The following is a 24,478-nucleotide window of genomic DNA, read 5'->3' as shown; positions in this document are numbered from 1 at the left end:
AGGCCAGCGCCGCGGCGACCACGGCGGGGAGGACCACCGGGCCGGGCCGCACCGTCAGCCACCCCTCGTGATGCGCAGCAGCTCGGCCTGGACGCTGGTGAAGGCGTCCGGATGGACCGCCAGGGCCCCGGTGAACACGTGCGCGATGTCGATCGTCAGGTACATGCCGACCGCCAGCAGCCCCGACATCAGCGCGAGCGGCACCAGCGCCATGCCGCGCGGGCGGGCGCCCACCAGGAACGGCAGCAGGATGATCACCAGCCCGGTCAGCAAGGTCATCACCAGCAGCGCGCGCGGCGGCGTGGTCCGCGCGTCCATCGCGCGCTGGTGGCGCGCGGCGGAGATCTCGGTGAGGTGGTCGAGCACCGCCGCCCTGGCGTCGCGCGACTCGTCGCCCGCGGCCTTCAGAGCGGTGATCTCGCGGCGGATCCGGTCGAGCCGGGCCGACCCGTCGGGGCTCATCCGCCCGTGGGCCATCAGCCGCCACTCGGGCCCGCGCACGACCCGGACGTAGTCGCGCAGCTCGGCCCGGGTGCGCTCGGCGTCGGGGGCGGGCAGCCGTCCCGCCGCCCAGTACGCCTCCACCACGGCCTGGCTCTCGGTGTAGGTGTTGGAGCGGGCGGCGTCGGCGCTGGTCCAGGGCACCACGATCGCGATGGCGAACGTCAGCAGGAACAGCGCCGAGAGCATCGCCCCGGTGTGCGACGAGGTGGGCCCGTCGGGATCGGCGTCGTCGGTGCCGAACCGGAGCCGGAGCACCATGCGGCTCGCGATGAGCACCACGCCGATCGCGCACGCCGCGGCCAGAAGATAGACGATCATGACCCTCTTCCCCGAACGGAGGACGCCTCCGGCCGGCCCGCGCGCGGTCCGGCCGCTACTTCACGTGATAGTAAACTCACGATTAGTAGTTGGAGTGGATATTTCACCGACCGTCATCGAACGGTTACGTCAGCGGGTGCAGGGCCGCCGTTCGGCGGGCAGGTCGGCCTTCTTGTGGATGGAGCTGAGTCCGAGCCGCCGCGCCTGCGCGCAGAAGCGGTCCAGGGCAGCTCGTACTCGGCGTGGAACACCGGCTTGCCGTCCTCCTCGCTCCGCCCGTGCCCGTGCCCGTGCCCGCGGCCGCGCCCGTGCCCGCGGCCGTGAGCGGGAGCGCCAGGAGCGGCGCCGCCAGGGGGCGAGCCACGCGGGGCGCCCTGAGGATGGACAAGGAGGGCTCCCGTCGCGAGGATCGGCTTCTTTCGGCCGCCCGGAGCGGGGTCGGGACACTGATCATCCCCCAATTTCCGGGGGCGGAGAGTTCTTGCGGATATCGGGGTACATCCCGGAAGATCTCCTGTAACGGTCAAGCTGGGACGGACGATTGCCGGGTCCGGCTTGGAGGCAGGGACGAGTGAGGGGAGACGGCAATGGCGCCGCAAGGGAAACTCGATCTCGATCCGGAGGTGGTGCGCGCCGCCCGGGGGCTGGCCGCGCGCGCCGCGGAACCGATCATCCGGATGGCCCGCACCCACACGACCGTGTCGGTCGAGCGCGCGCTGCTGCGCCTGGCGGGGATGTCGGGTGCCGATGACGGCGGGCGCCCCTGGGTCAACCACCTCGCCGACGCGGTCCGCGACCAGGTCGGCCTGGAGCACGGCGTGGCCCTCCCGGTGTGGGACGCGCTGCTGAACGGCCCGTACGGCGATCTGGGCGAGCTGGCCCGGGCCGCCGCGCGGGGCCGCGTCCGCTTCCGCCTCCCGGCCGGGGCCGACGCCGGCCACGCCGCCGACGCCGCCCGGCAGGCCGCCCGCACCGGCATGAACCGCATCGACCGCCGCCGCGCGGAACGCGACCGGATGCTCACCGGCGGCGCCGGCGGCCGTCCCTCGCCGGGGACGGGGGCCGACCCCGCGCAGCCGTGGATCTACCTCATCGTCGCGACCGGCGACATCTACGAGGACATCCCGCAGGCGCAGGCCGCCGCCCGGGAGGGCGCCGACGTCGTCGCGGTGATCCGCTCGACCGGCCAGTCGCTGCTGGACTTCGTGCCCGAGGGCGCCACCCGCGAGGGCTACGCCGGCACCTACGCCACGCAGGAGAACTTCCGGCTGATGCGCGCCGCGCTCGACGACGTGTCGCGCGAGCTCGGCCGCTACGTCCGGCTCACCAACTACGCCTCCGGGCTGTGCATGCCCGAGATCGCGACGCTCGCCGGGCTGGAGCGCCTGGACATGATGCTGAACGACTGCATGTACGGGATCATCTTCCGCGACATCAACCCCCGCCGGACGTTCATCGACCAGCGGTTCTCCCGGCAGATCCACGCCCGCGCCGGCATCATGATCAACACCGGCGAGGATAACTACCTCACCACCGCCGACGCGGTCGACGCCGCGCACACCGTGATCGTCAGCCAGCTCCTCAACGAGCGGTTCGGGCACGAGGCCGGTCTCGCCGACGCCCAGCTCGGCCTCGGCCACGCCTTCGAGATCAACCCGGCGGTGCCCGAGTCGTTCCGGCTGGAGCTCGCGCACGCGCAGCTGGTGCGCGAGCTGTTCCCCGGGGCGCCGCTGAAGTACATGCCGCCGACCAAGCACATGACCGGCAACATCTTCGCCGGCTACCTGCTCGACGCGTTCTTCAACCTGGCCGGGGTGATGACCGGCCAGTCGATCATCCTGATCGGGATGATGACCGAGGGCATCCACACGCCGTGGCTGTCCGACCGCGACCTCGCGCTGGAGAACGTCCGCTACGTCCGGGACGCCTGCGGGAGCCTCGCCGAGGACTTCGTCCCGCGCCCGGACGGCTTCATCGTCCAGCGCGCCCGGCAGGTGCTGGCCGAGTCGGTCGAGCTGCTCGAGCGCGTCGAGGGCGACGGGCTGCTGACCGCCATCGCCGAGGGCACCTTCGGGATCACCCGGCGGCCCCCGGACGGCGGCAAGGGGCTGGACGGCGTCGTCGAGCGCGCCGACGGATACCTCAACCCCGCCATCGAGATCCTCGACACCGAGGACCCGCACGCCGCCCACGCCGAGGAGGTGCCCGCATGACGATCGAGAGCCCCGCCGGGAGCACGCAGGCCCCCGCCGAGCCCGCCGACACCCGCCAGGTCATCCGGCCGTACGGGGACACCACCGGCGACGGCATGATCCAGATATCGTTCACCCTGCCCGTCCCGGCCGGCAAGCGCGCCGAGGCCGCCGCGCTCCAGCTCGCCGGGAAGATGGGCCTGGACCCGGCCAGCGTCGTGCACGCCAAGCCGATGGGCCCCGACTTCACCTTCTTCATCGTGTACGGCCGGGCCGGCCACCTGATCGACTACGCGAGCATCCCCGCGCCGCCCGAGCGGGAGTTCCCGCTGCTCAGCGCCAAGGAGACCGATCTGGCGATCCGCGCGTCGCTGAACCGGCGGCTGGTCGTGGTGGGCGCCTGCATCGGCACCGACGCGCACACCGTCGGCATCGACGCGATCCTCAACGTCAAGGGGTTCGCGGGGGAGAAGGGGCTGGAATACTACCGCGAGGTCGAGGTGGTCAACATGGGCGCCCAGGTGACCGTTGCCGAACTGGTGGAGCGGGCCAAAGCCGCCGACGCCGACGCGGTGCTGGTCTCCCAGGTCGTCACCCAGCGCAACGCGCACCTGCACAACACCAAGCAGATGGCCGCCGCCTTCCACGCCGAGTACCCGACCGCGGTCGCCGCCGGGATGGGCCGGCCGCTGCTGGTGGTCGGCGGCCCCCGCTTCGACACCGTGTCCGCCGAGGACCTCGGCGTGGACCGGATCTTCGGCCGGGGCACCACCCCCGCCGAGGTCGCCAGCTACCTCGTCCACGCCCTGCTGCCACGAGAGGAGAACCGATGAGCGGTCCGAGCGAGGGGTTCAGCGTCACCCACCGGCGGTACGTCCCGTACGCGCACGCCCACTACGCCGGGAACCTGGTGGACGGCGCCTACGTCCTCGGCCTGTTCGGCGACGTCGCCACCGAGGTGTGCGTCCGCGCCGACGGCGACGAGGGGCTGTTCGCCTCCTACTCCGACGTCCAGTTCCGCGCCCCGGTGCGGGCCGGGGACATGCTGGAGACGACCGCCACGGTGACCCGGGCGGGCCGCCGCAGCCGCACCATGGACTTCGAGGCGAGGGTGGTGTGCCGCGGCCGTCCCGACCGGGGCGACTCCGCGGCCGAGGCGCTCGCCGAGCCGATCGTGGCGGTCACCGCCACCGGGGTCGTGGTGGTGTCGGACACCGGCCGGTGAGCCGCTGACCGGGGCGAATTCCAAGATTGCCCTGATCATGGCGCTGAGCTGGCTGAACATGGAGTCACCGCAGAACATGCGGCGGTTGACAAGGCCGTGGAAGTCGGTAGTTTTGCTGCAGTCCACCACGGGACTCACCGATCGGCCGCTCGAGGCGCCACCGGACACCGCGCCGCGACGGGGGCCACAGCGGATCTCGCGCTGTCCCCGTCCGAGCCAGTGTGGTGACCGGCCACCGCGTCGGAGCGGAGCCGCCCGGTCGGGCGGGGGGTTGGACCCGGGAAGGGCCCGGACATCCAGTAGAAAACGGTGCATCGTTCCCACCGCCTGTGGGGCGACTCCGGCCCGACGGATGTCACGGGCCCTCTTCCGTGTCCGTTGTCGTCCGCGCGCTGTAGAGCGCTCTAACGCGTGCCCCGCCCACCCCGGTCCTTGCCCGCCCCCTGCGGCTGGGCGGACCCTGCGGCGCCGGCCCTCCGCACGGGGACGAGATGATGAACGGCAGAGGGGCGCCCCGCGCGGGCGCGCGGCACCGGTGGCGCCGCGGTCGCCGCGGTCGCCCGGGGCCGGTAGCGTTCCGGCCAGTGGCCCGAGTGAACGAGGTGTGGAGTGGCGCAGGAGACCATGCCGAAACGGCCCGCGGGCACCGGTTCGGACGAAGGCCGGGACGGCTCCGCCCGCACGGGCAGGGGGGCACGGCTGGCCGCCGCGCTGCGCCACGGGGGCCGCGCGGGCTGGCCCCGCACCCTGGTCGCCGTGGCCGCCGGGCTGCTCATGTGGCTGGCCTTCCCGCCCGCCGACCTGATCCCGCTGGCCCCGATCGGCGTCGCGGTGCTCACCCTGGCGCTGCGCGGCACGTCCGCGCGGACGGGCGCCTGGCTGGGCTTCGTGGGCGGCACCGCGTTCTTCATCCCGGTCCTCGACGGGATCGTCAAGATCGGGCCGGACGCCTGGGTGCTGCTGGGCCTGGTGCAGGCCCTCTACCTCGTCCCCCTCGGCGCGGGCGTGGCGCTGGTCACCCGCCTGCCCGGCTGGCCGCTGTGGACCGCGGCGCTCTGGGTCGCCGAGGAGCTGATCCGCGGGCGGGTGCCCTTCGGCGGCTTCCCCTGGGCGCGGCTGGCGTTCAGCCAGACCGACACCCCACTGACGCCGTTCGCCTCGCTCGGCGGCGCGCCACTGGTCAGCTTCCTCACGGCGCTGCTCGGCGGGCTGCTGGCCTACGCCGCCGCGGCGCTCCTGCGGGCCCGCCGCGCGCGCCCCGGCAGCACGGACCCCGGCACCACGGACCCCGCCGGTGCCACGGACGGCCCCGGCAGCACGGACGGCCCCGAGACGGACGGCCTGCGGCCTGACCAGGGGCCGCGGGAGCGGGCAGAACGGGGACCGGGCTACCGGCAGGCGATCCGGCCCGTCGCGGTGGCGCTGGCCGCCGCCGCGCTGATCTTCGGCGGCGGGCTGCTCATCCCCACCCCGTCCGAGGGCGAGCCGGTCACCGTCGCGGTCATCCAGGGCAACGTGCCCCGGCTCGGCATGGACTTCAACAGCCAGCGCAAGGCCGTGCTCGACAACCACGTCCAGCGCACCCGCGAGCTCGCCGCACAGGTCCGCGCCGGCCAGGTGGCCCGGCCCGAGCTGGTGGTGTGGCCCGAGAACGCCAGCGACCTGGACCCCTACGTCGAGCCCGACGCCTACCAGGCCATCGACGGCGCCGTCCGCGAGATCGGCGTGCCGGTGCTGGTCGGCGCGCTCACCGACACACCCGACGGCGAGAAGGTCGAGAACCGCGGCATCGTCTGGGACCCGCGCACCGGCCCCGGCGACTACTACGTCAAGCGGCACCCGGTGCCGTTCGGCGAGTACCTGCCGTTCCGCGACGTCCTCACCAAGCTGATCACCCGCTTCCAGCGGATCCCGCGCGACTTCGCCAAGGGCACCCGCTCGGGGGTGATGCGTCTCGGCCCGGTCACGATCGGCGACGTGATCTGCTTCGAGGTCGCCTACGACCAGGAGGTGCGCGACGTGGCCGGCGGCGAGCTGCTGGTCGTCCAGACCAACAACGCCACCTACGGCATGACCAGCCTCCCGCCGCAGCAGATCGCCATGTCGCGGCTGCGGGCCGTCGAACATGGCCGTACGATCCTGGTGGCGGCGACCAGCGGGATCAGCGCGATCGTCGCCCCGGACGGCCGGATGATCGACCGGTCGAGGGAATTCGTCCCGGACATCCAGGTGGCGAGCGTCCCGGCCCGTACGTCGCGTACGCTGTCCGACCGGTTGGGTGCCCTCCCCGAGTGGGCGCTGGCCGCGCTGGCGCTCGGGGCCGTCGGCGTGGCCGCATGGTCGACCACCAGGAAGAACGAGGGGAATTGACACCGATGGAGATCCCAGCCGACCTCGGCCGGGTGCTCGTGATCATCCCGACCTACAACGAGCGGGACAACATCGAGCGCATCACCCGCAGGGTCCGGGCCGCGGCGCCCCCCGTGGACGTGCTGGTCGTGGACGATGCCAGCCCCGACGGCACCGGCGACCTGGCCGACGCGCTCGCCGCGGACGACGAGCAGGTCAAGGTGCTGCACCGCACCGGCAAGAACGGCCTCGGCACCGCCTACATCGCTGGGTTCCGCTGGGCCGCCGAGCACGGCTACGACGTCATGGTCGAGATGGACGCCGACGGCTCGCACCAGCCCGAGGAGCTCCCGCGGCTGCTCGCCGCGCTGGAGGACGCCGACCTGGTGATCGGCGCCCGCTGGGTGCCCGGCGGCAAGGTCCGCAACTGGCCCAAGTCGCGGGAGGTGCTCTCGCGCGGCGCCAACACCTACACGCGGATGGTGCTGGGCGTCCCGCTGCACGACGCCACCGGCGGCTACCGCGCGTTCCGGGCCGCGACTCTGGAGAAGCTCGGCCTCGACGGGGTCGACTCGCGCGGGTACTGCTTCCAGATCGACCTGGCGCTGCGCGCGCTGCGGCAGGGCCTGAAGGTCGTCGAGGTCCCCATCACCTTCGTCGACCGCACCCACGGCAGCAGCAAGATGAGCCGCGACATCGTGGCCGAGGCCATGTGGCGGGTGACCCAGTGGGGGATGGCCGACCGGGTCGGCAGGCTCCGCTCCCGCCGCTGACCGCGCCCCCGCCCGTATCCGGGGCCGCCGCCGGTTTCTTCGGTCCGTCCCCGATCTGGGGAAACGATCGGAGGCCCGGCGGCGTTGTCCAAGCTAGAGGCACCACCGCCTAGCGAAGATGGAGTCATGCTGCCGCTCGTGCTGGTCCTGGCGTTCCTGCTGATGCCGGCCCTGGAGATCTACGTGATCATCCAGGTGGGGCAGGCGATCGGCGGCTGGTGGACCGTCCTGCTCCTGCTCGCCGGTGCCGCCGTGGGCGCCTGGATCGTCCGGCGTGAGGGGCGGCGCGCCTGGCGGGCCCTCCAGGACGCGCTCCGGCGCGGGGCGATGACCGACCGCCGGCTCGCCGACGCGGCGCTGGTGCTGGCGGGCGGCGTGCTCATCGCCGTCCCGGGCTTCGTCACCGACGTGGTCGGGCTGCTGTTCGTGCTGCCGTTCACCCGCCCGCTCGTCCGCCGGCCGCTGGCCCGCTTCGCCGAGCGGCGGATGCGGGCCGCCGAGGCGCGCGGCGCGATGATGTTCCCGCCCGGCACGACCGACGGCGGGTTCGGGCCCGCGAGGCCGAGAGGTCGCTCTGACGCCGACGGCGGGGCGAGCGTGCCCAGGGGCCCGGTCGTGCGCGGCGAGGTCGTCCACGACGACGACCGCCCCTCCCAGGACTGATCACCGAGGCCCGCCGGGGCCACCGAAGCGGAAGAAGCGGAAGGGGCTCGTGCCGCCGATGGCGGCACGAGCCCCTTCCGACGCATTGCCGGTGCGATACGTCGTTCGATCGGTCAGGCGGTCCTTCTGCGTCCCGCCCGCAGGATCGCCAGGCGCTCGGCCAGGACCTCCTCGAGGTCCTCGAGCGTCCGGCGCTCCATGAGCATGTCCCAGTGGGTGCGCGGCTGCTTCCCCTTCTTGGTCTGGGGGAGCTCGCCGTCGACCCGCAGGGCGGTGGCGCCGCAGCTACGGCATTCCCAGGTCATGGGCACCTCGGCCTCGGCTGCGAGCGTCACGGTGAACCGGTGGCCCTTGGTGCAGGTGTAGTCCACCTCTTGCCGAGGGGCCAGATCGGTGTTGCGATCGTTCTCGTAGCTCGTCGCTCCGAGTCGGGTGCCGCGAAGTGCGCGCTCGGCCATCGTCAAGTGCCTCCCAGACGGCTTGAGGTCTTGTCCAGACCAACGCTGGATCCCGTCTCAAGATTCCCGCCCGGGGCCTGATCCAACCCTGCTCTTTGCGGCCTCCCGCCCGGCGCCGGCGGAAATCTCCGGCGCCGTCCCGGCTAGCGGCTGGTGAGCACCTCGTCGATCAGCCCGTACTCGCGCGCCTCCTCGGCGGTGAAGTACCGCTCGCGATCCAGGTCGCGGCGGACCGTCTCGGGATCGCGGCCGGTCGCCTCCGCCAGGATCGACTCCATCTCGGCGCGGAGCCGCAGGATCTCCCGCGCCTGGATCTCCAGGTCGCTGGACTGCCCGCGGGAGGTCCCGACGGCCGGCTCGTGCAGCAGGATCCGCGCGTTGGCCAGCGCGGCCCGGGTGCCGGGCTTCCCGGCGGCCAGCAGGATCGCCGCGGCCGAGGCGGCCTGCCCGACGCAGGTGGTCTCGACCTCCGGCTTGATGTACTGCATCGTGTCGAGGATGGCCATCATCGCCGTGAAGGAGCCGCCCGGCGAGTTGATGTAGAGGTAGATGGGCCGGTCGGGGTCCATTCCCTCCAGTGCCAGGAGCTGCACGGTGATGTCGTTGGCGCTGGTGTCGTCGACCGGCGTGCCGAGGAACACGATGCGGTCCTCGAACAGCTTGTTGTACGGCGTGCTCTCCTTGGTCCCGTACGAGGTCCGCTCGACGAAGGAGGGCAGGATGTAGCGGCTCTCGGCGCTCGGGCCCATCAGGAGCCCACCCGGTCGGTGTTGTCGATGACGTGGTCGACCATGCCGTACTCGCGGGCCTGCTCGGCGGTGAACCAGCGGTCCCGGTCGCTGTCGGCCTCGATCCGCTCGAGCGGCTGCCCGGTGTGGAAGGCGGTCCGCTCGGCCAGCGTCCGCTTGAGGTACAGCGACTGCTCGGCCTGGATCTTGATGTCGGAGGCGGTGCCGCCGATGCCGCCGTGCGGCTGGTGCATCATCACCCGCGCGTTCCGGAGCGCGTAGCGCTTGCCGGCCGCCCCGGCGCACAGCAGGGTCTGCCCCATCGAGGCGGCCATGCCCATCGCGACGGTGGAGATGTCGTTCGGGACGAACTGCATCATGTCGTAGATCGCCATCCCGGCGTCGACCACGCCGCCGGGGGAGTTGATGTAGATCGTGATGTCCCGCCGGGAGTCCTGGGCGGCCAGCAGCAGGAGCTGGGCGTTGATCTGGTTGGCCACCCCGTCGTCGATCTCCTGGCCGAGGAACACGATCCGCTGCGCGAGCAGCCGTTCGAACAGCGCCGCCTGCGCGAGCTGCGGGATCTCGGCGGCCTGTGCCCGCGACCGTCCGACGTAGGTCTCCGGCCGTTGCGGGGTGAACCCCGGTTCCGGTGATGTGCGCATGAGCCCTCCCAAAGATGATCTGTACAGACCGTACATCTCACGGGGGTCGGCACCAAGCCGGTTCGCTATACGATGAATCCCGTGGATGTTCCGGTAACGGAAGCTCGAGCCCAGTTCGCCGACCTGGTCAACCGGGTCGCCTACACGGGTGAGCCGGTCGTGCTCACACGGCGCGGCAAGCCGATGGCGGCCCTGGTGTCGGCCGAAGACCTGGAGCTTCTTGAGAGCCTACGGGCCCAGCGCGCCGATCTGACCCGGACGGGCACGGCCGCGCCGCAGGCCGAGCGGCCGGGGCCGGGGCCGGCGCCGCTGGGCATCGCGGCCGAGTACCGCCCGCCCGGCCCGCCCCGTCCGCCCGGCTTCGGCCCCTGAGCGCGCGGCGGCACCGCACCGGCTGACCGGCCGGTCCCGTCCGGCGTTGCCCGGCGCTCTCAGCCGGTGCGGTGCCACAGGCCGCGCGCGGCCATGACATGGCGCAGGGTGACCAGCTCGTCGGTCATGATCCCGTCGATCCCGAGGTCCAGGAGCCGGCCCATCTCGGCGGCGTCGTTGACCGTCCAGGCGTGCACCCTGAGGCCGAGTTCGTGGGCCTGGGCGATGAACGCCTCGGTGACGAAGGGGAGCGGGCCCAGCCCGTAGGGGACCTGCGCGCACGCCACGCCGGTGGCCGCGAGCCGCACCAGCTTGGCGGTGGGGCCGCCGTAGGACTTGGCGCGCAGCGCCATCACGCCGCGCGGGCCGAGGGCGGTGCACACGTCCTGGTCGGTGAACAGCGGCAGCCGGGCGCGCATCCGGGCGAGCCGGCGGGTCGAGAACGAGGTGATGCACACCCGGTGCCAGGCGCCGGCGCGGTGCAGCGTCCGGGCGAGCGGGCCGATCACGCCGGGGTCCTTCAGGTCGATGTTGACCCGCGCGCGCGGCCAGGATCCGAGGATCTCCTCCAGCCGGGGGACGGGCTCGGCGCCCCCGATGCGGGCCTTGGCGACCTCGGTGTAGGGGAGCCGGCCGATGACGCCGGTGCGGTCGGTCACCCGGTCGAGGGTGCGGTCGTGGAAGGCGACCACGACGCCGTCGGCGGTCGCGTGGACGTCGGTCTCCAGGTAGCGGTAGCCGAGGTCGGCGGCGCGCTGGAAGGCGGCCATGGAGTTCTCGGGACGGCCGACTGCGCCGCCTCGGTGGGCGAACGGGATCGGCCCGGGGTGATCGAGGAATTCGTACGAGCGCGGCACTCACCCGATTATGGCCGCCACCGGGCGCTCCGGCACTCCAGGCTCGACCTTACAATGTCAAGGCATCGGGCCGGACGCGCGGTCGCGGGCACCGGTGCTACCGTCCTGTCGCCCGACGATCCGCGACCGAGAGGCGGCCCGCATGGCCGATGTGAGCGAGTACAAGGCGACCTTCGAGCTGCTGGACGCCGACGGCGACGGCTACCTCTCGACGGCCGAGCTGAAGAACCTGATGCGCGCGCTCGGGCAGGAGATCACCGACACCCGTGCCGTCGAGGTCGTGGTGGCGGCCGACCAGAACCACGACGGCAAGGTGTCGCTGGAGGAGTTCGCGGCGCTGATGGCGCGCTTCCCCGCCCGGCGCTGATCACGAGGGGCCGCCGGCCGCCCGCGGCGCGTCGCCGTCTGCACCGTCCGCACCTGGGATGGCGGGCTCGCGGGTGGCCGCGCGAAGGGCACGCGCCGCCTTCACCGCGTACGGTCCGGAGTCGTCGGAGATCGCCCGCAGCAGCGTGAGCGCCTGCTCCCGGTGGCCCCCGGCCTGGATCCACCTGGCGTAGTGGAAGGCGGCGCACGCGCCGGCCGCGGGTGCCACGTCCGATTCCTGGGTCTCGTCCGCCAGGTGATGGGCCTGCCGTGCCGGCGTGCTCTCGCCCGCTTCGGCGAGCAGGTCCCCGAGCTTGCGGATCGACCATGCGGCGTGTTCGTCCGAGCCGAGTTCGAGCCGTGCGTGCCAGAACGCCGCCCGCGTCCAGGCGGCGGACGCCGCGGCCCGGTCGCCCTGCCCGTTCAGCAGTTCTGCCAGGCGGCACGCCGCCCGCGCCTTGTCGCCCAGGTAGACGAACCCGTTCTCCGCCTGGCCGAACGCGTCGCGGGCGCCGTCCGGGTCGTCCTGTCCGGCGAGGACGACGCCGAGGTCGTAGGCGGGGCCCGCCGCCGCGTCCTCGTCGGGCTCGGTGAGCGCGGCCCCGCGGCGCAGCCACCCGGCCGCCCGCTGCGGGTCGTCGCGTTCGATGCCGGTGACGCCGAGGAAGTGGAAGGCGCTCGCCGCGACCCTCGGGTGGGCCGGCTCCGCGGTCTGCGCCAGCCGGGTGACGCCGTCGAGGTCGCCGCTGTCCTTGAGTAGTCGGAGCAGGTGGAACACGACCTTCTCCGGCTTGGACATGGGCCCCGAGACGGTGCCGACGAGACCTTCCGCGAGGGCGCGGCGGTATCCCTCGGCGGGCCTGCCGGTCGCCATGACCGCCAGCATGGCCTCGTTCACGGCGGCGTCGTCGTCCTCGCGCGTCCGGACGGCCGCGAGGTCGAGCCCGATGGCGGCGGCGGTCTCCAGTTCGGCGGGGTCGGTGAGCCCTGCCAGCTCGGTTCGGGCCCGGTCGTTCTCCCGTTCCGTCAGGGCCACGCCGAACCGGGCCGCCGCCGCTGAGCCGCAGGCGTCGGCGAGCGTCCGCTCGGCGTCGTCCCGGCCCGTCTCCTGGAGGGCGCGGCAGGTTCGCTCGACCCAGGTCTCCGTATTGGCCAGCCGGCGGGCTTCCCGCACCAGGCTGAGGCCGCGCGCCTCCTGGGCGGCCTCCTCGGCGAGCGCGTACGCGGCCTGGGCCCCGTCTTCGTCGCCGCTCGCCCGCAGGAGGGCGCCGAGGCCGAGGGCGGCGTGGGACCGGTACAGATTCTGCGTCCAGACGGCCTCGCAGGCGAGGGCGTCCTCGTACGCGGCGCGGGCCGCGTGCGTGTCGTCCTGGCCGGCGTGCAGGGCCGCGAGATAGAGGAGGGCCTTGGCCCGATCCCCTTGGTCGTCGGTTCCGGCCGCCTGCCGGTAGGCCAAGGCGGCGCCCTCGGTGTCGCCCCGGTCCTGGCGGAGCCAGCCGAGGGCGAACGCGGCGCCTGTGTCACCGCCCGCGGCGAGCGCGGCGTACTCCGCCTCGAGGCCGTCGGCCTTCTCGGGCGGGGGCGCGGCGTTGGACGGGTAGAACGTGGTGCCCCAGCTCTGGCCGGGACGCAGCGTGGCCATCCAGCGGGAGTCGGTGACCTGGACGTCGTAGTCGCCCTGGGCGAGCAGATGCTCGTCCTGCCAGCCTCCGTCGCGCTCGTAGTAGAACATCGCCAGGCTTTCGAAGGCGTCGTCGTCGACGGGGTGGTTGCGGGTGGCCAGGCGTTCGACGTGCGAGACGAAGCGGTGGGTGTGGCGGTCGACCCACTCTTCGTCGAGCAGCTCGCGCCAGCCGATCAGGTCGGTCAGCCGCTCCCGCTCGTGGGAGTCCTGGGCGCCCTCCCACAGGGCGCGGAAGAAGAAGCTCGGGTCGTTCGGCAGCAGGTCGCCCGTTCCCCAGGACGGCTCGTAGTAGACGACGAACACCCGGAAGCGCACGCGCCGCCGCTCGTGGTCGAGATCGAGGACGCGCAAGCCGAACAAGTCGGTGGACATCGGGGCCTTCCGGCGTGGGAGCGAACGGTCAACATAGCCGAGGCCACCGACAAAGATCGTCCGATCGTCGCGCGTCACCGAGTGGTCCGTCGTAGGGCGGTGACCGCAGCCACCGTGAGCAGGGGGACGGTCGCCAGCGGGAAGCAGAGGGGGAGCGGGACGGTGTCCGCGAGCGGTCCCGCGGCGGCCGTCCCGGCCGCCGAGCCCGCGTTGAACGCGGCGTTGACCCACGCGCCGGCCCGGGTCCGGTCGTGCGGCGCGGTGAGCTCGTCGGTCAGCAGGTAGGCGGTGGTCAGGACCGGCGCGACGAACACCCCGGCGGCGCCCGCGGCCAGTGCCAGCCACGGCACCGAGGGGGCGAGGCTGGCCGTGGCTGTGATCAGGCCGGGCCCGGCGGCGAGCAGCGGGAGGCGCATCTGCGCGGGAAGCCGCCACGTGATCGTCCCGTGGGCGAGCCCACCGGCGGCGCTGCCTGCGGCCAGTGCCGCCTCGATCCAGGCGACCGCGGCCGGCTGGTGGTGCCGTGCGGTGAAGACGACGAGGAGCAGGGTGAACGCGCTCAGGCACGCGCCGAGGCCGGCGGCCACCGCGATCGGCCGCCAGAGCGTGGCGGCGATCCGCGTCCCCGCGCGTTCGGCCGGTGCCGCGCGGGTCCGGTCACGGTCGCGGACGAACGGGGACGTGGTCAGGGCGAGGGTGCCGGCGAGCACGAGGGCGGCGCTCGCGGCGACGCCCAGTGCGGGCGTGGTGAGCGCGGCGGCCAGTCCGGCGAGCAGGGGGCCTGTGACGAAGAGCAGCTCTTCGGCGACGGTGTCGAGGCTGTAGGCGCGTTGCAGCAGGGGCCGGTCGGGCAGCAGGTCGCTCCAAAGCGTCCGCATCACGGGGCCGAGTGGGGGAGCGCAGGCGCCAGCCGCGCACGCGAGGGCCGATAGGAGGGCGGCGGGCGCGCCGGGGTGCCAGGTGAGTGCTGAGATGGCCGCCAGCAGTCCCGAGTAGGCGACGGCCATCGGGGGCAGGGTGCGGTGCGGCCCGTGCCTGTCGATGAGCTTGGCGCGCAGCGGCGACAGCAGGGACGAGGCGGCGCCGTTCAGGGCCAGTGCCGTGCCCGCCTGGGTGTAGGAGCCGGTGGCGTGGGCGAGCGCGAGGATCAGGGAGAGGAAGACCGTCCCGTAGGAGAGGCGGCCCAGCAGCGCGGCGGTGAAGACGCGGCGGACGTGCGGGGTCAGGAGGACGGCGGCGTACGACGGAGCCCGGGTAGGCGAAGGCACAGGGGGGTCCTCGGACGTGCTCGGCGCGCGGCGCGCGCGGTGTGCAGGGACGCCGGAGTGCCGCGCGGGTCGTCAGCGCGGCGGGGCCGGGGTCCTACGCACGGGGGAGGAGCACGGGCGCGAGTCTAGTCCGGTGGCGGGCCCGGTGCCACGGGCTCGGCGGCGAACGCCCGGAGGAAGGTGTCGACGGCGGCGCGCGTCATGGCGGTCAGTTCGGCGTCGGGCAGGGGCCGGGTGCCGAGGCGGGCGCGGGTGTCCATCGTGCCGGTGAGCAGGGCGGAGAGGTGTTCGGCGGCCAGGAGCGGGTCGGCGGTGCGCAGCCGGCCGGCGAGCGAGAGGCGGCCCAGGCGGTCGGCGAGGGCCTGGAGGACGCGGTCGGCGGCGCGTCCCTGGACGATGTCGATGAGGTCGGGGAACTGGCCGATCTCGGCCGACAGGAGGCGACGCAGGGCCCACGAGGCGTCGTCGACGTAGCAGCGGAGCAGTTGCCCGCCGACCTCTTCGAGCATCGCGCGCAGGTCGGGGCCGTCGCCGGTGAGGCGTTCGACCGCGGCCATGTTGCGGGCCAGGGCCCGGTCGGAGTGGTCGGCGATGGTCTGGCGGAGCAGGGTCTCCTTGTCGCCGAAGTGGTTGTAGACGGTGGCCTTGGCGACGCCGGCCTCGGCGGCGATCACGTCGACGCCGGCCTGGGCGTAGCCCTCGCGGGCGAAGACGGTGAAGGCGGCGTCCACGATCGCGCGCCGCTTGTCGATGCGTCCGCGCGGGGCGCCCGCGGTCTGGACGGCTGGGGTTCCTGCTCCGCTCATGGGCCGCATCCTAGCGGACGGAACCCTGAACTATACCGACGGGTCTGGTTTTCTGGACGCACTTGGCTAAGACTGCTTCGTCTACTAATTTGGACTCATCAGTCTGGTTTAGGGAGTGCAATGAGGACATTGGTGATCTCAGGCGGCACCGACGGGATCGGCAGGGCGCTCGCGCTCGCCTCCGTGCGGCGGGGCGACACGGTCGCCGTCATCGGGAGGAGCGAGGACAGGGGCCGCGCGTTCCTGCGGGACGCGGCCGGGGCGTCCGGCCGGGCGCATTTCGTCCGGGCCGACCTCAGCCTGCTGAGCGAGAACGAGCGGGTGGTCGAGGAGGTCACGGCCCGGTTCCCCGTCGTGGACGCGCTCGTGCTGTGCGCTCGGCACTACCGGTCGGCGCGGGCGGTGACCGCCGAGGGCTTCGAGGCCAACTACGCGCTGTTCTACCTGAGCCGGTTCCTGCTCGGCCACGGCCTGGTGGGGCCGCTGGAGAAGGCCGGGGCCCCGGTCGTGGTGAACGTGGCCGGGCCCGGCGCGGGCCTGTCGGCGCTCCGCTGGGACGACCTCGGGCTGGAGCGCGGCTATCACGGCGCCGTGGCGCTGGCCCAGGGCGGGCCGCTGAACGACCTGCTCGGCGTCGCCTTCGCCGCTGAGCACGGGACGGGCCCGATCCGGTACGTGCTGGTCCATCCGGGCACCACCGCGACCGGGTTCTCGGGCGAGTACGACGCGGAGACGGCGGCGCTGATCGCGAGGATGAGGCGGAGCGGCAAGCCGGTCGCCGAGGCCGTGGCGCCGATCGCCGCCGTCATCGACGCTCCCCCTCGCGAGCCGCTGAGCGCGTTCGTGGAGGGAGCGCGGATCCCGGTGGACGGCGCGTCGTTCGACCGGGCCGCAGCGGCGCGACTCCAGGACCTCACCCGGCGGCAGTTGCGGCTGCGGGCGTCCGGGGGGCACGGTGCCTGAGTCCCCGACGCCGGCCGCCGCCGGGCCCGCGGTCGCCGCGCCGCCCCCGGGCGGGGAGGAGCCGCCGTGCCCCCGGGGTTCGACGTGGGTGAAGACGGTCAGAACCGGACGGTGGTGACCCGCACGGGGCGACCGCCTGGAGCGGTTCATGCCGTCGGCCGACCACAAGCGCCGCCGGGTCTTCACCACCCGCTACATGCGCCAAGGCAACGGGGACCAGTTCAGCGCCCGCGACGCGATGGCGGCCGCGCGAGCGGCGATGACCTCGATGAAGGACATGCACCGCGCGACCACCTTCGAAGCCGCCAACCACCACTCGATCGCCCAGACTGAGTTCCAGGCGATAGCCCAGGCCGCCGACGAGTGCATCACCAAAGTCGCCGGCATCGACAGACTCGGGCCCCAAGCGGTCCGGCGCGAGAACACCAGCCTGCTCACCCAGATGATCGCCGACCTCGAAGCCCGCCTCACCGAAGCCGCAGGCTGAACCATGTCCACGATCCGGCTCGCCACCCTGACCGGCAGATTCACTCAACTACCCCAGATAACCATCGGAGGAGCGGTCGGTCGCGGCGGGACACCGCTACCGACCGCTCAGCTTCCCAGACCGAGATCGCCCCTGATGTTCAGGGGGTGAAGTGGATGACCTTTTCGGGCACCACGCGAACGATCAACCTGACCTCGCCGGGCTCGGGCTTCGGCGGGTCCTCGCCGAGGTATCTCTGTGAGAGCTCATGCGGCAACCGTTTGTCTTCGTCGAGGGTCAGTTCAGCGGCGCCGCGAATCTCCGCCGAGTCATAAGGGTTGGCCAGGTCGAAGACTGAGACGCTGACACGGGGGTCGACGGCGAGGTTCTTGGCCTTCTGCCGGCCCTTGGTGGTGGAGAACAAAATCGTGTCGCCGTCTCGCTTGATCCAGACGACGGACGCCTGGGGTGAGCCGTCGGGCCCCAAGGTCGCGACGGTGGCGAAGTTCTTCCCGTCCAGGATCCTTCGCACAGGTTCTTCCAGGATCGTCATACACCCTCCTCGATAGGAACACATGGGACCTTAGCATATAATCCGCAAGCGGATTATATGCTAAGGTCCCATGTTCCTCAGATGAGTCGCCTCGCACCCGTGCGGCACCCGCGAGCCGAAACCCAACCGCTTCGGCGACGGGCCCCGTCCGGTTTCCACGGACAAGCCACGGGTGAGACCTTCACCGGGAGGGGCAAGTCCGACATCCTGCTGCGGTGGATCACCGCCGACGACCAGGCCAAAGCCTCCTTCGCCGGGTTCGTCGGCACCGCGGGCTATGACGCGGCCGGCCCCGGCACCGACATCGACCGGTTCGGCTTCCTGCTCGGTCCCAACGACGGAGAGCACCTGCTCGCATAGGTCCTCACCCGACGGCCATCACTGGCAGACCTTCACCGACCGCCGTCCCGGCACCGCATGGATCAACGCCATGGCCGACGGCGCCCTCCGCTGGGCCGACCGAGGCCTCACCATCACCCGATGAACCAGGCAAGACCGCGGATCACCTTCACCTACGTGTCTTACATGGCTGACAGGCCACCAAGCCCCTGACCGGCAGGTTCACTCAACTACGCCAGATAACGATCGCTCCGGTGGTTCGCCGCGGTCGTGCTGATCGCGGCGAACCTGATGGACCTGCTGGACGTGACGATCGTCAACGTCGCGCTGCCCACCGTCCAGCGGGACCTCGGGGCGAGCCCGACGCAGCTGGAGTGGGTCTCGGCGGCCTATCTGCTCGGCTTCGCCGGGGGACTGATCACCGGTGCCCGGCTGGGGGACCTGTGGGGCCGCCGGCGGGTGTTCCTCGTCGCGGTCGCCGCGTTCGGGCTGGCGAGCCTGGTGTGCAGCCTCGCGCGCGATCCCGGGCAGCTCATCGCGGCGCGGGCGGTGCAGGGGGTGGCCGCGGCGGGGCTGGCGCCGCAGGTCCTGAGCACGTTGCAGGCGATCTTCCAGGGCCGCGAGCGCGCGGCGCGCTCAACCTGATCGTGCCGCCGCTCGGGATGGTGGCACTGGCGGGGGTGCCGCCCGAGCACGCCGGCGCGGCGTCGGGCATGTGGAGCACCGTGCAGCAGTTCGCCGGCGCGTCCGGGGTGGCGGTGCTCGGGTCGGCGTTCGCCGTCTGCGCGGTGCTCGGCCTGGCGCTGGAGCCGCGGCGGCGGGCGGGGGAGGGGTAGCGGGCGGACCCGGCGGTCAGGCGGACCATTCGCGGCGGCGGGCCTCGCCGAGCGCGATGGCGGTGGCGACCGCGACGTTGAGGGATCCGACCCGTCCGATCTGGGGGATGTAGGCGACGGCGTCGGCGGCGGCGAGCAGGGCGGGTGAGCAGCCGTGGTCCTCGCCGCCGACGGCCAGGCAGACGTCGCCGTCGAGGGGGGCCTCGTGCAGCGGGAGCGCGTCGTTGGTGAGCTCGATCGCGATGAGCCGCAGGCCCTTCTTGCGGACGGCGGCGGCGGCCTCGGCGGGGGTGCCGGCGTGCTCCCAGGGGACGAGGCGCTCGGTGCCGAGCGCGGTCTTGCTGACGTTGCGGTGGTCGGGGGGCGTGGCGTTGCCGGCCAGCCACAGGTGCTCGACGCCGAAGACGGCGGCGGTGCGGATGATCGAGCCCATGTTGAAGGGCTGGGTGACCGACTCGACGAGCAGCCCGAGGCGGGACTCGGTGCGGCGGCGCCAGTCGCGGTTGAGGCGCTTGACGTCGGTGGGGCGGAGCTGCCTGCGGGGCTGCGCGGGTTCGGGGGCCTGCGGGGGGTTCGGGGTGCTCATCGGGCGTGACCTTCCGTACGGGCGTCCGCCCGGGCCGACACTTGCAGAATCCGGTAGGCCGAGCGGGACGCGATCCGCTCGGTGGGGAAGCCTTGGTCGTTCAGCCACCGCTGGAGGGAGTCGGAGCCGAGGTGCTTCTGGACGACGAGGTGGGCGAGGCCGCCGGGAACGAGCCGGGGGAGCCAGGCCAGCAGGAGGTCGTGCAGGGCCGGTTTCCCGATGCGGATCGGGGGGTTGGACCAGATCGCGGCGAAGCGCAGGCCGGGGTCGGTCTCGTCCACCAGACTGAACCTTACATTGTCAAGGCCGCTGGCTGAGGCGTTCGCCTCGGCCAGCTCGATCGCCCTGCGGTTCACATCCACACCCCAGACACTCGCCTGCGGCGAGCGCCGCGCCATGGTGAGGGCGATGGGGCCGTATCCGCAGCCCAGGTCGAGCAGGTCGCCAGTGGGCGGGGGAGCGGGGACGGTCTCCAGCAGGATGCGGGTGCCGGCGTCGACGCGGTCGGGCGAGAACATGCCTCGATCGGTCTCCAGCCGCAGGTGCAGGTCGGGCAGGACGAGATCGACGGCGCGTCGGCGGCTGGCCGCTCCGGGCCGTTCCGCGAAGTAGTGTTCCCCCACGTCGGCCGACCGTATCAGCGTCCGGAGGGTGTTGATGCCGCCCGCGGGGCACGGGGGGTGGGACAGTGCAGTTGATGGCGGGTCCATGATCGCGGGGGCGGGATGGTCGTTGCGGGCGGGGTGCTCATCCTGGCGTGGTACGTGCTGCGTGTGCTGGGGCTGTGGTGGGGGCGGGCCGCGGCCATGGTGCGGCGGCTGTCGCCGTGGACGCGCCGGATGCACGCCTGGGTGCTGTCGGCGCCGGCCACGTTCTGCTACGTCGCGATCTTCACCGCGTCCACGCTGGTGCAGGTCGCCGCGCCGCCGTCGCTGATCCGTGTACTGACGACGCTGGAGAGCACCAACCTGGCCAATCTGAGCCGGGCGGAACTGCATGTGCTGCTGGACAGCGCGCTGTGGGTGGCTGACAAGGGCGAGGGGCTGGGCCTGTACATCCTGGTGTTCGTCACGGTGGTGGCGTGGGGCGAGCAGCGGCACGGGACGCCGCGGATCATCGTGATCGGGTTGACCGGGCATGTGCTGGGGTCGCTGCTGACGGCGCTGCTGGAGACCGAGGCGCTGGAGTCGGGGCGGGCGCCGGCGCGGCTGGCGGTGTCGACGGACGTGGGTGTCAGCTACATGATGGTGGCGGGGTGCGCGGCGGCGGTGCTGCTGATGCGGGGCCGGTGGCTCACGGCGGGGGTGTCGGCGCTGGCGGTGGGGGTGCTGGGTCCGCTGGTGTGGAGCAGGTCGTTGTGGGATCTGGGGCATCTGCTGGCCACGTTGTGCGGGCTGGCGGCGGCGTGGGTGATGCTGCTGGTGGTGCCGCCGCGTGCGGCGCCGGACCTGGTGGGGTGCTTGCCGCGTCCTCGGTGGCGGCGGGGCGCCCCGGGTATGGACGCGGGCACAGGTGCGGGCGCGGGCGGGCGGCTAGGGGAGCCGGGCGAACCAGGCGAGTGAGGCGCCGCCGGCGGCGAGGGCGAACAGCAGGGCGAGGCCGGTGAAGCGGGCGGCGACGTCGCGGTGCTCGGTGGTGAAGCCGAGGGAGCTGCCGATGTTGGCGTAGACCTCGCTGAGCTGGCCGGCGTCGGCGGCCTCGTAGGCCTTGCCCTCGGTGTTGTCGGCGAGGCTGCGGAGGGTCTCTTTGTTGACCGAGACGCTGGTGGTCTCGCCTTCGATGTCGACGGTGCCGTAGGGGGTGCCGAACGCGATGGTGGAGACGGGGACGTGGGCGGCGCGGCTGGCGTCGATGGCCTCTTGGACGGTGCGGCCGGTGGTGTTGTCGCCGTCGGACAGCAGGACGACGTGGGCGGGGGGCGGGTCCTGGCTGGCCTGGGAGTCGAAGGAGCGGACGGCCTGGAGTGAGGTGAAGACGGCTTCGCCGATGCCGGTGCGTTTGGCGAGGACGAGCTGGTCGATGGCGGCGGTGGCGGCGTCGCGGTCGGCGGAGGGGGCGGAGATGAGGCTGGCGTTGCCGGCGAAGGAGACGACGCCGACGTTGAAGCGGGTGGGGAGGTCGCGGATGAACTTCTTGGCGGCCTCCTTGGCGGCTTCGAAGCGGGTGGGGGGGACGTCCTTGGCCATCATGGACAGGGAGACGTCGATGGCGACCATGATGGTGGCGCGGTCGCGGGGGACCTTGACGGCGGTGGCGGGGCGGGCGAAGCCGATCATCATCAGGACGAGCATGGTGAGGAACAGCCCGGCGGCGACGTGGCGGCGCCAGCCGGGGCGCCTGGGGGCGACCTGGGCGAGCAGGGCGAGGTTGGTGAAGCGCACGGCGTACTTGCGGCGGCGCAGCTGGAGCAGGACGTAGAGGCCGGCGAGGAGCGGCGCGAGCGCGAGGATCCAGAGGCGCTCGGGGGACAGGAAGGTCATGTGCGTCCCCCGGCGGTACTGAAGGGCCGTCCGGCGGCTCGGCGCTGGCGGAGGGCGAAGCGGGCGACGTCGGCGATCCAGTCGCGGTCGGTGCGCAGGACGAGGTGATGGGTGCCGCAGCGGCGGAGGGCGGCGCGGGTGCGGTCGCGTTGTTCGGCGGCGGCGCGGGCGTACTGTTCGCGGACGCGGCGGTTGAGGACGATCTCGTGGACGGCGCCGGTCTCGGGGTCGGTCATCTCGACCAGGCCGATGTCGGGGAGGTCGAGTTCGCGGGGGTCGATGATCTCGACGGCGAGGACCTGGTGGCGGGTGGAGAGGCGGCGGAGGGGGCGTTCCCAGGGGGGTGGGGTGCCGGGTGTGGCGGGGGTGGGGTCGAGGAAGTCGGAGATGACGACGCGGAGGCCGCGGCGGGTCTGGCCGCGGTCGAGTGCGGTGATTCCGGCGGCGAGGCCGGTGGTGGCGTCGGGTGGGGTGCCGGGTGCGGTGTGGGGGGCCGGGCCGCGTTCGGTGCCTCGGGGTGGGCGGTCTTCGGCGTCGGTGTGGGCGTCGAGGACGGCTTGGAGGAGGGCGTAGAGGGCGGCTTTGCCGGTGCGGGCGGGCCAGCGGCGGGTCTGGTCGTGGTGGAGGAGGTAGGCGCCGACGCGGTCGCCGAGGCGGACGGTGAGGAAGCCGACGGCGGCGAGGGCGGCGACGGCGAGGTCGCGTTTGACCAGGGTGGTGGTGCCGAAGTTCATGCTGGGGGTGAGGTCGACGAGGGCCCAGGCTTCGAGTTCGTGGTCGGCGATGAGGTCGCGGACGTGGGGGGTGGTGGTGCGGGCGGTGACGGCCCAGTCCATGTGGCGGACGTCGTCTTCGCCGGGCTGGTAGAGGCGGGCTTCGGCGGTTTCGGTGCCGGGTCCGGGGAGGAGGCCGAGGTGTTCGCCGTTGAGGAGGCCGTCGAGGCGGCGGGTGACGGAGAGTTCGAGGCGCCGCAGGGTGCGTTCTGGGGCGAGTTCGGCGAGTTTGTCGCTGTGCCGGGTGTGCGGGGTCATGCCTGGGCCACCGCGGCGCCGTGGTTCCAGACCACGCGGGGCGGGGGGACGGCGGTGATGATCTGGGTGATGATGTCGCCGGTGTCGACGCCGTCGGCGAGGGCGTCGAAGGTGAGGACGATGCGGTGGGACATGACGTCGCGGGCGACGGCGCGGACGTCGTCGGGGAGGACGTAGTCGCGTCCGGAGAGCAGGGCGAGGGCGCGGGCGGCGGAGACCAGGCCGAGGGTGGCGCGGGGGCTGGCGCCGATTTCGATGATCTTGGCGAGGTCGGGGAGGCGGTACTGGGCGGGTTCGCGGGTGGCCATGACGAGGCGGACGATGTAGTCGGCGACCAGTTCGTGGACGGAGACTTCGGCGGCGGCGCGTTGGAGGGCGGCGAGGCGGCCGGTGTCGAGGATCTCGGTGGCCTCGGGCGGGTCGACGCTCATCCGCTGGAGGATCTGGAGTTCTTCGTGGGCGCCGGGGTAGCGGACGTCGATCTTCATGAGGAAGCGGTCGCGCTGGGCTTCGGGGAGGGGGTAGACGCCTTCGGACTCGATGGGGTTCTGGGTGGCGAGGACGATGAAGGGTCTGGGGAGGGGGTAGGTGTTGCCGCCGAGGGAGACCTGGCGTTCGGCCATGACCTCCAGGAGGGCGGACTGGACTTTGGCGGGGGCTCGGTTGATCTCGTCGGCGAGGACGAAGTTGACGAAGACGGGGCCGAGTTCGACGTCGAACTGTTCGGTGGAGGGGTGGTAGATGCGGGTGCCGACGATGTCGGAGGGGACGAGGTCGGGGGTGAACTGGAGGCGGGCGAAGGTGCCGCCGGCGACGCGGGCGAGGGTGCCGACGGCGAGGGTCTTGGCGACGCCGGGGACGCCTTCGATGAGGCAGTGGCCTTGGGCGAGGAGGGCGACGACCATGCGTTCGACCATGTGCTCCTGGCCGACGATGACCTTTTTGACCTCGGCCACGGTGTGCTGGAGCAGGGCCGCGGCCTCGTCGACATCGTGGGCGGCGATGGTCATCTGGTGTGTCCCTCACTTGTCCTGCGGGCGTGGGTCGGCGGTTTTCGACCCTACGCGATCACTTGTACCCCGTTGCGCGGCGTTCTGTGCGGGTGGCGGGCGCCGGTTTCGGGCGTGAGGTGCGGGGTGCGGGTGGGGGTGGCCGGATGCGCGCTGGTCCGATGGTAGGGCGCGGTTGTTAGTCTGGCGGCCATGTCGAGGCCGTTGCCCCCAGGGGATCCAGCTCAGCTGGGGCCGTTCCGTTTGTCGGCGCGGTTGTCGGAGTCTCCTGCGGGGATCGTGTTCCTGGGGGTGGACGGTGAGGGGCGGCGGGCGACGGTCGCGGTGTTGACGCTTGGGGCGGCGGGTGATGCGGCGGCGCGTGACCGGTTTCGGGCGGCGATCGAGGCGGCGGTGCCGGGTCCGGGGCGTTCGCCGGGGCTGGGGCCGGGTGATCCGGCGCCGGTGGTGGCGGCGCAGCCGGTGGGGCCGGCGCCGTGGGTGGCGGTGGCGTATGAGGCGGAGCGGGTGGGTGCGGAGCGGTTCTTGGATCCGGTGTTGCTGGGGGCTGGGTTTCGGGGGCGGTCGCGGGGGCCGCAGTTCCGGCCGCATTGGTCGGGGCCCGGGGAGCCGGC

Annotated in this window: 28 protein-coding genes; 14 read left to right on the top strand and 14 right to left on the bottom strand. The window is 72.8% G+C overall.

Annotated features, from left to right (window positions below; all coding sequences use genetic code 11):
- Window positions 1–54 precede the first annotated feature (54 nt).
- The gene (locus QP090_RS32830) at window positions 55–822 is read right to left on the bottom strand and encodes a bestrophin-like domain (protein WP_285943546.1); all 768 of its coding nucleotides are present in this window, start codon (window positions 820–822) and stop codon (window positions 55–57) included.
- A gap of 587 nt (window positions 823–1,409) precedes the next feature.
- Here QP090_RS32830 and kamD point away from each other — a divergent pair.
- The 6 genes from kamD to QP090_RS32800 all read left to right on the top strand — a co-directional run bounded on the left by kamD (window position 1,410) and on the right by QP090_RS32800 (window position 8,024).
- On the top strand, window positions 1,410–3,035 hold the full coding sequence (kamD, locus tag QP090_RS32825) for a lysine 5,6-aminomutase subunit alpha (protein WP_285943545.1): 1,626 nt from the start codon (window positions 1,410–1,412) through the stop codon (window positions 3,033–3,035).
- Window positions 3,032–3,847 (top strand): lysine 5,6-aminomutase subunit beta, encoded by an 816-nt coding sequence (kamE, locus tag QP090_RS32820; RefSeq protein ID WP_285943544.1) that lies wholly within the window; start codon window positions 3,032–3,034, stop codon window positions 3,845–3,847. The genes kamD and kamE overlap by 4 nt, the downstream gene beginning before the upstream one ends.
- Window positions 3,844–4,239 carry a 3-aminobutyryl-CoA ammonia lyase gene (kal, locus tag QP090_RS32815; protein WP_285943543.1) on the top strand — a complete coding sequence of 132 codons (396 nt, stop codon included), beginning with the start codon at window positions 3,844–3,846 and terminating at the stop codon, window positions 4,237–4,239. Before kamE ends, kal begins: the two co-directional genes overlap by 4 nt.
- A gap of 624 nt (window positions 4,240–4,863) precedes the next feature.
- Window positions 4,864–6,609, top strand: a complete 1,746-nt coding sequence (gene lnt, locus QP090_RS32810; RefSeq protein ID WP_285943542.1) for an apolipoprotein N-acyltransferase — start codon at window positions 4,864–4,866, stop codon at window positions 6,607–6,609.
- Window positions 6,610–6,614: 5 nt separating this feature from the next.
- Window positions 6,615–7,361, top strand: a complete 747-nt coding sequence (locus QP090_RS32805; RefSeq protein WP_285943541.1) for a polyprenol monophosphomannose synthase — start codon at window positions 6,615–6,617, stop codon at window positions 7,359–7,361.
- Window positions 7,362–7,487: 126 nt separating this feature from the next.
- Window positions 7,488–8,024 (top strand): FxsA family protein, encoded by a 537-nt coding sequence (locus tag QP090_RS32800; protein ID WP_285943540.1) that lies wholly within the window; start codon window positions 7,488–7,490, stop codon window positions 8,022–8,024.
- 113 nt (window positions 8,025–8,137) lie between these two features.
- On the opposite strand, the gene QP090_RS32795 is transcribed toward QP090_RS32800, so the two are convergent.
- The 3 genes from QP090_RS32795 to QP090_RS32785 form a co-directional block, all read right to left on the bottom strand.
- Complete coding sequence (locus tag QP090_RS32795; protein ID WP_285943842.1) at window positions 8,138–8,482, bottom strand: RNA polymerase-binding protein RbpA; 345 nt, start codon at window positions 8,480–8,482, stop codon at window positions 8,138–8,140.
- 143 nt (window positions 8,483–8,625) lie between these two features.
- Window positions 8,626–9,231 (bottom strand): ATP-dependent Clp protease proteolytic subunit, encoded by a 606-nt coding sequence (locus QP090_RS32790; protein ID WP_285943539.1) that lies wholly within the window; start codon window positions 9,229–9,231, stop codon window positions 8,626–8,628.
- Complete coding sequence (locus QP090_RS32785; RefSeq protein ID WP_285943538.1) at window positions 9,231–9,875, bottom strand: ClpP family protease; 645 nt, start codon at window positions 9,873–9,875, stop codon at window positions 9,231–9,233. The genes QP090_RS32790 and QP090_RS32785 overlap by 1 nt, the downstream gene beginning before the upstream one ends.
- A gap of 81 nt (window positions 9,876–9,956) precedes the next feature.
- On the opposite strand from QP090_RS32785, the gene QP090_RS32780 reads away from it, so the two are divergent.
- Window positions 9,957–10,247, top strand: a complete 291-nt coding sequence (locus QP090_RS32780) for a type II toxin-antitoxin system Phd/YefM family antitoxin (RefSeq protein WP_285943537.1) — start codon at window positions 9,957–9,959, stop codon at window positions 10,245–10,247.
- Window positions 10,248–10,306: 59 nt separating this feature from the next.
- On the opposite strand, the gene QP090_RS32775 is transcribed toward QP090_RS32780, so the two are convergent.
- Window positions 10,307–11,104 (bottom strand): glycerophosphodiester phosphodiesterase family protein, encoded by a 798-nt coding sequence (locus QP090_RS32775; protein ID WP_285943536.1) that lies wholly within the window; start codon window positions 11,102–11,104, stop codon window positions 10,307–10,309.
- 142 nt (window positions 11,105–11,246) lie between these two features.
- Here QP090_RS32775 and QP090_RS32770 point away from each other — a divergent pair, with 142 nt between their 5' ends.
- Entirely contained in the window at window positions 11,247–11,471 is a 225-nt protein-coding gene (locus tag QP090_RS32770) for an EF-hand domain-containing protein (protein WP_285943535.1), read from the top strand.
- Here QP090_RS32770 and QP090_RS32765 read toward each other — a convergent pair whose 3' ends face one another.
- The 3 genes from QP090_RS32765 to QP090_RS32755 form a co-directional block, all read right to left on the bottom strand.
- Entirely contained in the window at window positions 11,472–13,526 is a 2,055-nt protein-coding gene (locus QP090_RS32765; protein WP_285943534.1) for a hypothetical protein, read from the bottom strand. It abuts the gene before it with no gap.
- A gap of 74 nt (window positions 13,527–13,600) precedes the next feature.
- On the bottom strand, window positions 13,601–14,794 hold the full coding sequence (locus tag QP090_RS32760; RefSeq protein WP_285943533.1) for an MFS transporter: 1,194 nt from the start codon (window positions 14,792–14,794) through the stop codon (window positions 13,601–13,603).
- A gap of 125 nt (window positions 14,795–14,919) precedes the next feature.
- On the bottom strand, window positions 14,920–15,600 hold the full coding sequence (locus QP090_RS32755; protein WP_285943532.1) for a TetR/AcrR family transcriptional regulator: 681 nt from the start codon (window positions 15,598–15,600) through the stop codon (window positions 14,920–14,922).
- Between the two features lie 120 nt (window positions 15,601–15,720).
- Between QP090_RS32755 and QP090_RS32750 the strand changes: the two genes are divergently transcribed.
- The gene (locus tag QP090_RS32750; protein ID WP_285943531.1) at window positions 15,721–16,563 is read left to right on the top strand and encodes an SDR family NAD(P)-dependent oxidoreductase; all 843 of its coding nucleotides are present in this window, start codon (window positions 15,721–15,723) and stop codon (window positions 16,561–16,563) included.
- 148 nt (window positions 16,564–16,711) lie between these two features.
- On the top strand, window positions 16,712–17,050 hold the full coding sequence (locus QP090_RS32745) for a hypothetical protein (RefSeq protein WP_285943530.1): 339 nt from the start codon (window positions 16,712–16,714) through the stop codon (window positions 17,048–17,050).
- A 139-nt stretch (window positions 17,051–17,189) separates the two neighbouring features.
- On the opposite strand, the gene QP090_RS32740 is transcribed toward QP090_RS32745, so the two are convergent.
- A complete protein-coding gene (locus QP090_RS32740) occupies window positions 17,190–17,582 on the bottom strand; it encodes a PPOX class F420-dependent oxidoreductase (protein WP_285943529.1) in 393 nt (130 codons plus the stop codon).
- Between the two features lie 99 nt (window positions 17,583–17,681).
- On the opposite strand from QP090_RS32740, the gene QP090_RS32735 reads away from it, so the two are divergent.
- The 3 genes from QP090_RS32735 (at window position 17,682) to QP090_RS32725 (ending at window position 18,757) form a co-directional block, all read left to right on the top strand.
- Window positions 17,682–17,942, top strand: coding sequence for a hypothetical protein (locus QP090_RS32735; RefSeq protein WP_285943528.1), 261 nt, complete (start codon window positions 17,682–17,684; stop codon window positions 17,940–17,942).
- Window positions 17,943–18,191: 249 nt separating this feature from the next.
- The gene (locus QP090_RS32730) at window positions 18,192–18,566 is read left to right on the top strand and encodes an MFS transporter (protein ID WP_285943527.1); all 375 of its coding nucleotides are present in this window, start codon (window positions 18,192–18,194) and stop codon (window positions 18,564–18,566) included.
- A gap of 2 nt (window positions 18,567–18,568) precedes the next feature.
- Window positions 18,569–18,757: a hypothetical protein gene (locus QP090_RS32725; RefSeq protein WP_285943526.1), complete on the top strand. Its 189-nt coding sequence runs from the start codon at window positions 18,569–18,571 to the stop codon at window positions 18,755–18,757.
- A 16-nt stretch (window positions 18,758–18,773) separates the two neighbouring features.
- Here the strand turns inward: QP090_RS32725 and QP090_RS32720 are convergent, their stop codons facing one another.
- Window positions 18,774–19,343, bottom strand: a complete 570-nt coding sequence (locus QP090_RS32720; RefSeq protein ID WP_285943525.1) for a TrmH family RNA methyltransferase — start codon at window positions 19,341–19,343, stop codon at window positions 18,774–18,776.
- The gene (locus QP090_RS32715; RefSeq protein WP_285943524.1) at window positions 19,340–19,966 is read right to left on the bottom strand and encodes a class I SAM-dependent methyltransferase; all 627 of its coding nucleotides are present in this window, start codon (window positions 19,964–19,966) and stop codon (window positions 19,340–19,342) included. The genes QP090_RS32720 and QP090_RS32715 overlap by 4 nt, the downstream gene beginning before the upstream one ends.
- Before the next feature lie 102 nt (window positions 19,967–20,068).
- On the opposite strand from QP090_RS32715, the gene QP090_RS32710 reads away from it, so the two are divergent.
- The gene (locus QP090_RS32710; protein ID WP_285943523.1) at window positions 20,069–20,905 is read left to right on the top strand and encodes a rhomboid-like protein; all 837 of its coding nucleotides are present in this window, start codon (window positions 20,069–20,071) and stop codon (window positions 20,903–20,905) included.
- On the opposite strand, the gene QP090_RS32705 is transcribed toward QP090_RS32710, so the two are convergent.
- From QP090_RS32705 to QP090_RS32695, 3 genes are read right to left on the bottom strand one after another with little or no spacing between them, the layout of a single operon-like run.
- Window positions 20,876–21,823 carry a VWA domain-containing protein gene (locus tag QP090_RS32705; protein WP_285943522.1) on the bottom strand — a complete coding sequence of 316 codons (948 nt, stop codon included), beginning with the start codon at window positions 21,821–21,823 and terminating at the stop codon, window positions 20,876–20,878. The two genes, QP090_RS32710 and QP090_RS32705, sit on opposite strands and share 30 nt — an antisense overlap.
- Entirely contained in the window at window positions 21,820–22,854 is a 1,035-nt protein-coding gene (locus QP090_RS32700; protein ID WP_285943521.1) for a DUF58 domain-containing protein, read from the bottom strand. Before QP090_RS32700 ends, QP090_RS32705 begins: the two co-directional genes overlap by 4 nt.
- Window positions 22,851–23,864, bottom strand: coding sequence for an AAA family ATPase (locus QP090_RS32695; RefSeq protein ID WP_285943520.1), 1,014 nt, complete (start codon window positions 23,862–23,864; stop codon window positions 22,851–22,853). Before QP090_RS32695 ends, QP090_RS32700 begins: the two co-directional genes overlap by 4 nt.
- Between the last annotated feature and the right edge of the window lie 614 nt (window positions 23,865–24,478).

The sequence above is a fragment of the Actinomadura xylanilytica genome (genome assembly GCF_030283145.1).
Classification (GTDB): Bacteria; Actinomycetota; Actinomycetes; order Streptosporangiales; family Streptosporangiaceae; genus Spirillospora; species Spirillospora xylanilytica.
The sequence above is the reverse complement of the archived record's forward strand: the minus strand, read 5'-3'. Positions and strand labels throughout refer to the sequence as shown.